Annotated in this window: 10 protein-coding genes; all 10 read left to right on the forward strand. The window is 63.5% G+C overall.

Annotation, left to right across the window (positions count from 1 at the left end; translation table 11 throughout):
• Positions 1-136: 136 nt before the first annotated feature.
• The gene (locus BLU54_RS04720) at positions 137-625 is read left to right on the forward strand and encodes an Hcp family type VI secretion system effector (protein ID WP_091905359.1); all 489 of its coding nucleotides are present in this window, start codon (positions 137-139) and stop codon (positions 623-625) included.
• 131 nt (positions 626-756) lie between these two features.
• Positions 757-2,328 (forward strand): type VI secretion system Vgr family protein, encoded by a 1,572-nt coding sequence (locus BLU54_RS04725; RefSeq protein WP_091905362.1) that lies wholly within the window; start codon positions 757-759, stop codon positions 2,326-2,328.
• Between the two features lie 49 nt (positions 2,329-2,377).
• Complete coding sequence (locus tag BLU54_RS04730; RefSeq protein WP_091905366.1) at positions 2,378-2,626, forward strand: hypothetical protein; 249 nt, start codon at positions 2,378-2,380, stop codon at positions 2,624-2,626.
• A gap of 661 nt (positions 2,627-3,287) precedes the next feature.
• Positions 3,288-4,268, forward strand: coding sequence for a hypothetical protein (locus tag BLU54_RS04740; RefSeq protein ID WP_139169497.1), 981 nt, complete (start codon positions 3,288-3,290; stop codon positions 4,266-4,268).
• A gap of 166 nt (positions 4,269-4,434) precedes the next feature.
• The gene (locus BLU54_RS04745) at positions 4,435-7,122 is read left to right on the forward strand and encodes a DUF2169 family type VI secretion system accessory protein (protein ID WP_091905375.1); all 2,688 of its coding nucleotides are present in this window, start codon (positions 4,435-4,437) and stop codon (positions 7,120-7,122) included.
• Positions 7,123-7,178: 56 nt separating this feature from the next.
• The gene (locus tag BLU54_RS04750; RefSeq protein WP_091905378.1) at positions 7,179-8,234 is read left to right on the forward strand and encodes a pentapeptide repeat-containing protein; all 1,056 of its coding nucleotides are present in this window, start codon (positions 7,179-7,181) and stop codon (positions 8,232-8,234) included.
• Between the two features lie 39 nt (positions 8,235-8,273).
• Positions 8,274-8,972 (forward strand): DUF3540 domain-containing protein, encoded by a 699-nt coding sequence (locus BLU54_RS04755; protein WP_091905381.1) that lies wholly within the window; start codon positions 8,274-8,276, stop codon positions 8,970-8,972.
• A 31-nt stretch (positions 8,973-9,003) separates the two neighbouring features.
• Positions 9,004-9,396, forward strand: coding sequence for a DUF4150 domain-containing protein (locus BLU54_RS04760; protein ID WP_091905383.1), 393 nt, complete (start codon positions 9,004-9,006; stop codon positions 9,394-9,396).
• A 311-nt stretch (positions 9,397-9,707) separates the two neighbouring features.
• The gene (locus BLU54_RS04765; protein ID WP_091905386.1) at positions 9,708-10,949 is read left to right on the forward strand and encodes an SMI1/KNR4 family protein; all 1,242 of its coding nucleotides are present in this window, start codon (positions 9,708-9,710) and stop codon (positions 10,947-10,949) included.
• A 418-nt stretch (positions 10,950-11,367) separates the two neighbouring features.
• A complete protein-coding gene (locus BLU54_RS04770) occupies positions 11,368-12,345 on the forward strand; it encodes a LysR substrate-binding domain-containing protein (protein WP_091905389.1) in 978 nt (325 codons plus the stop codon).
• Positions 12,346-12,550: the final 205 nt, after the last annotated feature.

Genomic DNA, 12,550 nt, shown 5'->3' on the forward strand with positions numbered 1-12,550 from the left:
GCGTGTTTCGGCGAAATGAATCGGCAACACGCCAGCACTAATCTGAACACATGGCAGCGACACAGCCTAGCAAACAAGCCCCGCACCAGACGCGGTGCCGAATCCACGACCGACAACGACACAACAGGAGTTCATCATGCCGATGCCATGCTATCTGACCCTCGAAGGCCAGAATCAAGGAAAGATCGAAGGCTCGACCAAAGTCCAGGGCCACGAAGGAAAGATCCTGGTGCAGGCCGTCGACCACGTCATCGAGATCCCGAAAAGCCCGCAGACCGGCTTGCCGACCGGCAAGCGCGTGCACGGTGCGATGACCGTCACCAAGGAAATCGACAAGTCCAGCCCGAAGCTGTACCAGGCGCTGACCTCGGGCGAGCAACTCAAGGACGTGAAGCTCGAGTTCTACCGCATCTCGCCGAAGGGCACCGAGGAGAAGTACTACACCGTCAAGCTGGAAAATGCGATTCTCACCAGCATGAAGTCGTGGACGCCGAACTGCCTGGACCCGAACAACCGGCAGATGGGCCACATGGAAGACCTGGCCTTCACGTACGAGAAGATCACCTGGACGTACGAACCGGATGGGATCGAAGCCGAGGACTCCTGGCTCGCTCCGAAAGCCTGATGCGCGTCTCCGGCTGCGCTCGCCCCGCCTGCGGCTAGCGAGGCAGCCGGCCGGCGCAGCGCGGGCACGCCGCCGCGCACACGGCTTCCGAGCGCCGTTTCGATATCACCTACCGCATCAACGAGACTGCCATGACCACGCTTTCGTCACGCCTCAGCGGCAACCAGCGCTTCGACTTCGCTTCCGCGGCCTATGGCTCGGACACGTTCTCGGTCGTGCGGATGCGCGGTCGTGAAGGCATCTCGGAACTGTATCGCTTCGAGCTGATCCTGGTCGCCGACGACCCCGAGATCGATTTCGACCGCATGCTGGCCAACACGGCGACGCTGACGATCCTGGCGCCCGACGATCCGACCAAGACCACGCCGTACTCGGGCATGATCGCCGAATTCGATCAGTTGCATCAGGCCAGCGGCTACACCTTCTACAGGGCGGTACTGGTGCCGCGCGCCTGGCGCCTGACACAGACCCGGACTTCCGAGGTCTATCTCAACGAACAGACGATCCCGCAGATCGTCACCACGCTGCTGCAGAACGCGCAACTCGCCGGTACCGACATCGACACGAAGTTGACCGGTCAGTACCGCGCGCGCAGTTTCGTATGCCAGTTTCAGGAAAGTCACTTCGACTTCGCCTCGCGCTGGATGGAGAAGGAAGGCATCTACTACTACTTCCAGCAGGATGGCAGCAAGGACACGGTCGCCCTGCTCGACGACAAATCGATGCATCCGTCGGACGCCTTGCCGGTCAACTACCGGCCAGCGGACGAACTCGACGTCGGCCTCGCCCCCGATTCGGTGCAGAGCTTCAGTTGCGAGGCGCGCCCGTTGCCGGGCAAGGTCGTGCTGCAGGACTACAACTACCGCCGCGCATCGCTGCCGCTCTCCGCTGAGGCGGTCGTGTCCGCCAGCGGCTTCGGCGAAGTGATGTATTACGGGGACAACTTCCGGGACGCACAGGAAGGCCAGCGCTACGCGACACTGCGCGCGCAGGAACTGCAGTGCCGTGCCAAGCGCTTCCGTGCCGAGGCGACCGCGGTCGGTCTGCGGAGCGGCTATTTCATCGAGCTGGCGCACCATTACCGTGCCGACTTCAATGGTCGCTACCTGGTGACGGACATCCAGCACGAAGGCTCGCAGGCCGGCGCCCTGCTCGCCGGCATCAAGACCCCCTTCACCGCGAGCGCACCGGGCGAGGAAATCACCTACCGCAACACGTTCACCGCGATTCCGGCCGCCACGCAGTTCCGCGCCGCACGGCTGACGCCGCGTCCGCGCGTGAGCGGCACGCTGAACGCGACCGTTGACGCAGAGGGGAGCGGCGACTACGCAGAACTCGACGAGTACGGCCAGTACACGGTGCAGGTGCCGTTCGACCGCACCGACAAGGCGGCGGCGAAAGGCTCCGCCCGGGTGCGCATGGCCACCCCCTACTCGGGCGACGGACACGGCATGCACTTCCCGCTGATCAAGGGCGCCGAAGTCCTGCTCGCTTTCGCCGACGGCGACCCGGATCAACCGGTGATCGTCGGCACTGTGCCGAACTCCGTCAATTCGAGCGTGGTCAATCAGACCAATCCAACGCAGAACCGTATCGCCTCCAAGGGAGGCAATCAACTACTCATGTCCGATACGGCGGGCAGCCAGGGGATGTGGCTGCACTCGCCCGACGGGAACACGCACATCTTCATGGGAAGCATTTGAGCCGAGCGATTTGGCATGCTCCAAGCGCTTTGTGAGACGGCGCGGCGGCATGGCGATCCGCACCACTTCCATTGTCGGCGCCAATGCGAGCAATCACCACCGGTTCGGCCTGGCAGGAGCAGAGATGGCTCTCATCAGTTACACCCTTGGCAACAGCAACAGCTGCGCATCTGGCGTTACCAGCAAGGCCCCGGCGGGGGTGTCGAATACGCTGACGACGGGCACCTCGACGGCCTTGACCGTCGGCCTGACCAATGCGATCTCGGTCGCGGGCGCATCTTCAGCTACGGCTGGCTAAACGACTGAGATTCGACATGACATTCGATATGTTGGCGCGTAAGCCGTCGCTCGCACCCACCCAGGAACTCGAAAACACACTCGCCGCCCTTGAGCGCGCGACCCGCGTGCTTCGCAAATCGAAAGTGAATCCGGACGATGTCCTGGCCGTGTCGGCGTTGCTCCGCATCGGTTATAGGACCGCTGACCCGCGGAGAAGTCCGGTCGATGCCGGCCAAGCCGTTAATCCGGCAGCTCCTGCAGCGGCATCGCCAGGTCAGGACAGCACCGAATCCCTGCAAGTCCGTTGCGCACGTCCGGATCCCACTGCGCTACCGGGCTCGGAACTGGCGGGCACGCTCGGCGCCGGAAGCGTCGAAAAGCGGGCGGCAGCGGCGCGCAACAGCGAACCAGCGATACGGTCTGCGCGTCGTCACGCTCGCACGTTCCTCCGCCTCGACCCCGACCTAGCGTAAGTCGTGACCGACTACGGCCCATCTCATTCTGCGTGAAGAAACATGGCTCTTCTCAGCTACACCCTCGGAAACAGCAACAGCTTCTCGTTCGGCGATACGAGCAAGGTCTCGGCTGGCGTCTCGAACAGCCTGACTATGGGGACGTCGACCTCGTTGACTGTCGGTCTGACGAACGCACTCACCATCGCCGGAGCGTTTTCGGCGTCGGTGGGCGGCAGCGTGTCCATGAACTATCAGGGCTCTCTGACGATGTCATATGGCCCGACACTCTCTCAAAGCAAAACTTCGACGACGCAAGCTCGCGACTCGATCACGCTGGCGGCGGGCACGCTTAGCCCGACTGCCCTAGCCGGGTGGCTCGCCCTCGACAAGGCCGTCTTTGCAATCCAGGGCCGACTCGCCACACTGGCACTTGCCAACGCCGCTCTGACAGGCGTTGCGGTCGGCACCACGACCCAGCCGACCGTATCGACGCTCGCAGACTTCGACAACAATAAATCGATGCTGGCCTCGACCGTCGCCAACACCGGCGCCTCGATGGCGGTCAACCTCGCCGCCGCAGTGACAATCGGGCTGATGATGAAGACGATGGCCAACGCGCTGAAGAACGTCACGCAGGCCAGCACATTACAGCTCGACAACAGCGGTGCTGTCTTGAAGACCGACTTGCTGACTAGTGCCAACACGCTGACGATGAACGCCACGGAGGCGTCCTTGAAGCGACTGGGCGCAGCATCCGCTGGCAATCTCGAGATGGGACAAACGTCGTCTTCGCTCGACTTTCAGACCGGCGCCGGCAACGCGCTAACCGGTGCCTTCGCACCTACGCTCGCGTCTAGCGTACAGTTGTCCGCGGGTAAGGCCGCATTGCTGGCGGGACCACCCGCTGGCGGACCATCACTGACGGTTTCCGCGTCGCCGCCCAGCATTAAAGGATCCCTGACCGCGGCGGGCGCATCGGACTATTTCCAGCAGTCGGCAGGCTCGTTCTTCGTAACGGCCGGCATCGGCGCAAGGGGATCGTTGGCACTGAGCCAGACGAGCAGCAGCCTTCTTTTCCAAGGCCCGGGCGGCGACAACGGCATTGGTCTGGATAGCACCGGTGTTGCGGTCACGGCTGCCGGCAGCACGATCAACGCTGGCCCGGCGGGCGTGACCGTGCAGGGCGCGCTGGTGCGCCTTGGATAAACGATTCGACGAGCAACCGCATGCGGTCGGATGGCTCGCTCGCAGTACCGAATTGGCAGAAAAGTGGCAACTGATGCGATGGCGCGATGCGCCTAGCTTGCAGGGAATGCACATATACAGGCATGCGGGATATCAGTGAAGCACGCTACGCGATTCACAGCAGACCATGAAAATTATCAAACCCGACAATCTTTCCCTGCTCTACCGGACGCTCCGTTTCGAGCGGCGCGACCTATTGTCGATCGGTCTGCTCGCGATGTTCGATTTCGATGCGCCGCGCGCGGACGCGCTTCACACGGAAAGCTATATGTGGGAAGCGGTGGCGCAAGCACTTGGCACGGATGGCCTGCTTGATGCCGGCTTTCCGAAGCCAAACGGCGAATGGCTGGCATACGGCGCCGCATATGCCCCGAACGGGGTGGCCGCGCCCGTGGTGGCGACTCAGGTGCAGATCGGCGATTCGAAGAAAACGCTGAACGTCCATGGCGAGCGGCGCTTTGGTTCTCTCGGTGGCGTAACGAGTGGCATGCCTTTCGTGCGCATGCCGATCGACGCTGTCCATGCTTTCGGTCACCCGGCTTTGGGCGTCGAAAGCGAGCGCCGCCCGCCCAACGTGGAGTCCCCCGACGCGCCCATTCTCGAACGCGCCGATTTGCGCGCGGCCGCCGGATACTGGCCGCTGCAAGACAGCGCCGGCGATCGCGCGCGAATGCTCGGGGCTCTGGATGCGAAATGGTTGCAACAAGATTGGCCGCATCTGCCCCTTGGCACCCATGTCGACTATTTCATGAACGCTCCGGTCGATCAGCGTATCGGCGGGTTCTGGCACGGCAAGGAACGCATTGAAATTCGACACATGCATCCGACGCTGCCAGTGTTGCAAGGCAACTTGCCCGGCATCCGCGCTCGGTGCTTCGTACGTCGACAGGCGGGCGAGACGACGCGTTTCGAGGAATGCCTGGCACGGCAAGAGACGGTGTGGCTGTTCCCGGAACTCTGTCAGGGCATCGTACTGTTCCGGGCAGTCGCCGCCATCGACGACGAGGACGCCGATGACGTGACCCACGTCGTGGCCGGATGGGAGGCCATCGACAGCACGCCCGTGCCGATGGCGTTCTATCAGCAACAGCTGGTCGACGCAGAAATGCCCCGCTCGCCAGTCGGCTCCGCCTCGACGGCCTCAGCGCCCGACGAGACTGTTGTCGAGACCGGCGCGCCGATGGCGACAGCCTCGGCTGCGGCTGCGGCAGCGCCCGCCGCTGCTGCGGCGGAAGCGATGGATTTCGGCGAGATAGATAGGCTCAGCGCCGACCTGAAGTCGCAAACGGACGCGCTGATGAAGCAGCATGGCCTTGGCGAGAAAGACCTGGAGCCTTACATGACATCGGAATCTTTGCTGCCCTCTTCCTCGGCGAATGCGGCCCGGGATCTGGAGCAGATGGTTCAGGACTTACAGAAATCGACGGACGATATGCTTCGTCAAATGAACCTGAGCCCGGAAGACCTGAGAAAGGTAACGGCCGAGATCGAAGCGCGCGAAGCCGAGGTGCCGGATCTTGGCATGCTCGGTCAACAACTGCGTGACTTGCACATGCAGACGCAAAGCGCCCTGGCCGCCACCGGCAAGACACCGGAAGAACTGGCCGCCCACATCGGCAATCCGGAACTGGCTAACGCCGTGCGCCAGAGCGCCGACTTCGACTTCGAATCACTCATTGCATCGCTGCAAACGCTCGCTTCGTTGACACCGGCTGCGGCTGCCGCCGCCGGCGTGGCACAGGACACGGCTACCCTGGCTTCACCAGCAGTGTCGCCACCTTCGACGGTGTCGGCCTCCCCCTCGGTCGCCCCACGCCTGACCCGTGAGGAGGTTATCGAGCGCGTAGCCGCTGGTCAGTCACTGGCGGGGTTTGACTTGACCGCGCTCGACCTGTCGAAGGCAGCGTTGGAAGGCGCGGACTTCTCGGGCGCGCTGTTGACCGATGCGCGCTTTACCGGCAGTCGCCTGAGCGGAGCGAACCTCGCCGGCGCGCAAATCGCCGGAGCGGACTTCTCGGGCACCATCATGCGCGGCGCGTCGCTGTCCGGGGCAAGTGGCCGCGGCGCGATTTTTGATATGGCCGACCTGGAGAACACGACGCTCGACAGCGCGGACTTTGCGGACAGCGATTTCAATACGGCCGTGCTCACCAATGTTGACTGCCGTAAGGCCATCTTCAGCGGCTCGCGGATGATGGGAGTGCGGGCCGCCAACTGTGCGGCGGCGGGCGCTTCCTTCGAAGGCTGTGATCTGACCGGTGCAGACTTTCGGCAAGCGGTTCTGGTTGAGACAGTATTCGACGGCGCCACGTTGATCGATGCAGATCTGAGCGGAGCGAATGCCGAAAACCTGCGGCTCTTCGGCACCAAAGCCGCGGGCGCACGCTTCGACGAGGCGCAGCTCAGCGGTTCGCGTGCTGGGCTCGCCGCCGACTTTACCGACGCGAGCTTCAACGGCGCGCGGCTGGCTGCGGCCACATGGCTCGACGTCAACCTGAGTCGGGCCGCGTTCGAGACGGCACAGCTGGAACGCGCAAACTTCAGCGGTGTCACTGCGACAGGCGCGCGGTTTGCAGGCGCGCAAGCGAAGTCGATGCAGCTTGCCAAGGCCGATCTGACCGGCGCGGACCTGAGCAGGGCCAATTTGATGAATGCTACGTTGCGCCGCGCACGACTGGACGGCGCTGTGCTACGCCAGGCGAATTTGTACGGCGCACAGTGCTACGGCTCGACCATCGGTAAAGCCGATCTCGAGGGAGCAAACATCGATCGCACCCTTGCCGCAATCCCGGGCCGTCCCGAGTTGGAAAGCTGATACGTCGACGCCGCGTCAGCGCGGCGCTTTTCCCTCCGTTCAATCGACAACTCGTCATGTCAACGCTAGTCGCCGCCGATCCCGCAGCCATCCTGCCCGGCACAACCGTGTCGCACGTGAGCCTTTCAGGCGCGGATTTGAGTACCCGTGATCTGAGCGGATGCTTTTTTGACAACGTCGACTTTCGCGGCGCCAACTTGTCCCGTGCGTCATTGGCCACGTCGACACTGCGTCAATGCGATCTGTCGTCGGCCGTGCTCGATGGTGCAGCGCTCGACGAATCGCGTTGGGAAGGATCGACACTCAACGGCGCTAGCCTGCGAGAAGCGCACGCCAGCAACACCAGCTTCATGCGCGTGAGTTTGGTTAATGCCGGCTTTCAGAGTGCGCAGTTGGAGAGTTGCCTGTTTGACGGCTGCGATCTTTCCGAGGCTAATTTCCTCGACGCACGGTTACATCGCAGTTCGACAGTCAACTGCCGATTCGAACGCGTCAATTTCAGCGGCGCAGACTTGACCCGTTTCTCAGCAGCGCAGGCTTCACTAACCACCGCGCTGTTCAAGGAGACAGTGCTTCAACAAGCGTTTCTGGTCGATGCGGACCTGAGCGGGCAACATCTTGCCGATTGTGATCTGACGCAGTGCCAGCTCACCGGGGCCAGGCTCGTGCGCGCTGACTTTGCCGGCTCGATCCTGAATATGACGCGGTTTGACAGAGCAATCCTCTCTGGCGCGCGTCTGATGAACGTGCGCGCCGAGCAGGTTCGCTTCGCCGAGGCAAGGCTGGATTCGGCGGATCTGACCGGTTTCAGCGCCCTGGTAGCAAATTTCAGTGACGCCGATATGACAGGTGCCCGTTGCGAAGTTGCCCGCTTCGAACAGGCCATGTTCGCCGGCGTCGACCTGCGACGTGCGACGCTGAGCGGGTCCAGGTTTGTCGACTGCGATTTGTCACATGCCGATGTTTCCGAGGCCGAATGCGCGGGCGCCGACTTCGGCAACGCGAACTTCCACGCGCTGGTAGCCAACAAGACGCATTGGGCCGACGCGATCATCGCGTTGACGCGCGCCACCGATCCCGTCCGCTTGCGCGGCGAGAGATGGCAAGCGTGACGCCGTTCGTGGCCCCACACAAACACTCCGAGAACGACCATGGATCAAGGACAAACCTTCCGAGCGGAACCGACCTGCCCGACGCAGCCGACCGTGAGCGGGCTGCACGCGGCCACCGTCACCGGCCGTGCCGGTAAATGGCTTTTCGTTGACAGCGGAGCTCAGCGGGCCCAGCGCGCTGACAGCTGTCTGCTTGAACCAGAGACAGGAGATCTCGTGTTGGTGTGCGACGCACTGCCGGCCCGCGCTTCGGCCGACGGTGTGTCGGCATCAATGACCGTCCCCTACGTCTTGGCCGTACTGTCGCGAGCGCAAAACACGACCTCGACGCTGACCCTGCCAGGCGGATCGGCACTGTCGACGACGGACAATGCGCTAACGATACACGCGCCACGCATCGCGATCGACGGCGGCGAAAGCATCACCGCCTCGGCACCGCAAATTGACATGTACTCGCTCAAGACAACTGTCGTCTCGCAGCACAGCCATGCGCGCATTGGCGTGCTGGACGCAGGCATCGGACGACTGACGCTGACCGCGAAGTCTTTCGTTTCGAATGTCGGACGACTGATCCAACGCATCAAGGACAGTGCGCGTTGGATCGAGGGGACCGACGAGCTGCGCGCCGGCAGTGCGAGCTGGCGCATCCAGGGACATGCGCACATGCATACTCGTCACACGACATTGCGCTCCGACGAAATCACGCGCGTCGACGGCTCGAAGATCGAATTAGGTTGATAGTCAAGTCGTACGGACAAAGGAGACAAACATGTTCGCAGTCACGATTGGGGGCGGTCAGTTGATGGCAACGCCCGACGTCTGTCAGATGCCCACGCCGACAGGTCCGGTCCCTGTACCCTATCCGAACATCGCCATGCCGACGATGGGAACACCGCCGGCCGAGACAGTCCTCGTATCCGGCGCTCCCGCGCTCAATCTCCAATCCGAGATTCCGATGACCAATGGCGACCAGGCCGGCCCCCTGGGGGGCGTCACCTCGGGTACGATCATGGGACCCGCGAAATTCACTCAAGGGAGCCAAAAGGTGATGATCGGTGGCAGTCCCGCCGTGCGACTGACCACGCCGACGTCTCAGAATCAGAACAACGCGATGGGCGCGGTGCTGGTACCGAGCCAAGCGGTCGTGATGATAATGAGCTAGGTGAAGCGGGCCCCATCGTTTTGAGACGGCAGCGCCTACAATGGCTGTCACGCGACAATCTTTCCTGCAAGACGTCCAGCCCGATGACTGTTGCTGGAGAGCAGGCGACGCGGCGCGACGATCGGTGAGCACGCGGCAGTTCTCGGAGTTGGACGATAATGGCAATCGAGCCGAGCGCGGCGCCGTGACTCGACGAAGCCGCGCAGCGCTGTTTATGGCTTGCACCTGACAGCGATCTCGATACCGGCCGCCGCGCTGCGCGCGAGGCAGGGATGCAGCGAGGCGCTTCATTTGCCACGAGGAGACGCGAGTTGCCACAGACACATGCCTTGCCGGAGGCCGCCGCCGCACACGGCTTCGCGTTGTTCGAGGACAAGGTCATCTTCGAAGCGCAAGCGCCGATTACGTCCGAGCAGTTGGCGGAGGTCGAACGACGGGTTGGCCGGCCGGTCCCGCCGGGACTTCGCGCGCTGTGGCAGACCGCGTTTGGCGGACGGGTCGGCTACGACCTGCAGGTGCAGTTCGACGATCACGTCGCCACCTTTTCCTTCGCCGAACTCTTCTATCCGGAGAGCGACGGGTATCGCGATTTGTGGGGATGGATCGATCACGAGCGTGAACTTGCCGAGGAAAACGCCGACGAGGGATACGACGGCCGACTGCGCTTCCTGCCCTTCGGCGGCTTCGAGTACCTCGATCGTCTCTATGTCTGTCTCGACGAACCGCATTATGGCGCGGTCTTCGCGTGGATGCAGGGCTTGCCCTCCGCCTGGGCATTGCGGTTGCATGAGGATTCGGTCGCCCGGATCGCGGACGACGTGCCCGGGCTGTTTCGGCTGCTGGCGCTCGACAGCGATCCGTTCGATGACAGTGGCGACTACAACGCCGCGGACGAGACGGTCGACGCGATCAGCCAGATCGACGGCCCCGAGCCGGCGTTGGCCGATGCGCTTCGCGCCGCGGTGAGACGCGCGGTACTCGACTGGCGGGGAGCCCTCGACGCGGGCACCTTGGCATCGTCCACGCGTCTCCGTCACCTGGCGTTTCGGCAAGTTGCGATGGATGGCGATCTTGCGCTCGCCGAGCGCATCGCCGCGCAGGGCTGTGATCTGAATGAGCGATACGCTGGCGGTGGCAACCTGGTCGATCATCTGCTCGCGAGCGGCCACGATGCGCAGGCCGGTGCTCTGATCGAACGCGGCATCGATGCAAGCCAAGCGATCGTTTCGGCGGCGGCGCGTCTGTCGCCCGAGCGCACGAGACACTTGCTGTCCCTCGGCGCCGAGGTCACGCCACTCGCCGCGGCCCAGGCCGCCGTGGTCGGCAGCGTCGAGAGTGCCGAGCTAATGGTGGATGCGCTGCCGCCGTCGCAGCTTGCGGAACTGGTGTCGAGCATGGACGACTCCATCGCCCGCGCGGAGTCCTCCGCGTCGCGTGTCGAAGCCGGAACATTGGGGTCGAACATGACGCCCGCGCAGTACCGGCAGCAGGCAGAGCATGCCCGAGCGTTGCAGCGGTACGTGGCAGCACGGATGGCGAGCAATGCGATCTGAGAAAGGCGTGGTGCCGCCGAGCGGCATCACCGACGGGGCGCTCGTCGTGCATGTCCAAAGCTGGACGCGTCTGCCCGCGCCGTGAGGCACCGCGATCAGGCGGCAGCCGCGGTAGCTAACGTCAGCACCGCGCCTTCTTCGACGCCCTCCCCGGATGATCAAATCGGCGGCCGCAGTGGAATGCTTATCTGCAAATCTCGTTATGGCGATCGCTGACCGGCGCAGTATAGTTGGCGTGCGCACATGTGCCGCGGTGCGGCGGCGCTCCCTCGCTAAGCCGCGTCGCCACCCATTGCCGACCGATGCGGTCGGCTGAACGAGCACGGACGCGCAGTGGCTTGCGGTGACGCCGAACGCTCGCCGCGACACGCTTTCGACCCCTGCGTCAGTACACAGCGCTGACGACGCCTCACCCCCGATGCACGACGACTCTTCCCCGCAGGCGGCCAATCGGCCGCCACCTCTGCCGTCACATCAGCCGCCGACCTTCGACCTGGAACTGCTCAGGACCTTCCTCGCGGTCGTCAGCTACGGCACGTTTACCGCCGCGGCGCGGCATTTGAAGCGGACCCAGTCAGCGGTCACACAACAGATGTACCGGCTCGAAGAGCAAGTCGGTTCAGCGTTGTTTCTCAAGGCAGGCAGAAGCAAGCGGCTCAGCCCGCGCGGCCAGCAGCTGCTGCACTACGCGAAGGAGATCCTGTCACTGAACGACGATGCGATGTGGTCGCTGCGCCAGGGCGCCGGGCACGGCTTGCTGCGCATCGGCTCGCCACACGACGTTGCGGAAACCTTGCTGCCCAGTGTCCTCGGCAGACTGCGACGGTCCTTGCCGGAAGTATCGAGCGAGATTCATATCGGTCGAAGCCCGGAGCTGATGGCAGCGTTGAACGAAGGCCGCCTTGACATGGTGATCTCGAGCCGCGAGGACGACGCCCTCGAGGGCTTCGCACTGTCCACCTTGCCGACCGTGTGGCTATGCGCCGCGCACTTCGTCCCTGCCATTGGCGAACCGGTGCCGCTCATTGTGGGCGACACCGCGAGCATCTTTTTCCGTTTCGCGCTTGATGCGCTCGACCGCGCGAAGATGGCATGGCGTCCGGCATGCACGAGCAGCAGTCCGTTGGGCGTGAAGGCCGCCATTCGCGCCGGCCTCGGCGTCGCGGCACGTAGCACGCATCTGTTGGGACCCGACATGCGGGTGCTTGGTGCTCCCGACGGGTTTCCCAAGCTGCCCGACATCACCTATTTTCTTTGGATTCGCCCGCACGTGGCGAATACGCTGGCGCAGCAGGCATTTGAGCTACTGCGAGCCAATCAGCCGGCAAGGGGCGGCGCGCGGCGTGGCGCTCCGGCATCGTCCAGACGACAACAAAGCAGGCTTCGTGAACCATAACGCGACGCCCGGCACACATAAGCAAATCTGATCGTTGCGCCGACTGCCGCTTCGGCCGATCTCCGGCGGTTATCAGCGAAACGGTTTCCAAAACAAGCGACTAGCGTCACCTTTCAGTCGCGTCCGTGGCGCGGCGCGAGCCTCTCGCGCCGCGCGGGAAAGCTTTGCGTGTTTCGAGCGTTCGTGCCTTCGAGCGTCTTTCCTA

This window comes from Chitinasiproducens palmae (genome assembly GCF_900095735.1).
In the GTDB taxonomy this organism is placed as follows: domain Bacteria; phylum Pseudomonadota; class Gammaproteobacteria; order Burkholderiales; family Burkholderiaceae; genus Chitinasiproducens; species Chitinasiproducens palmae.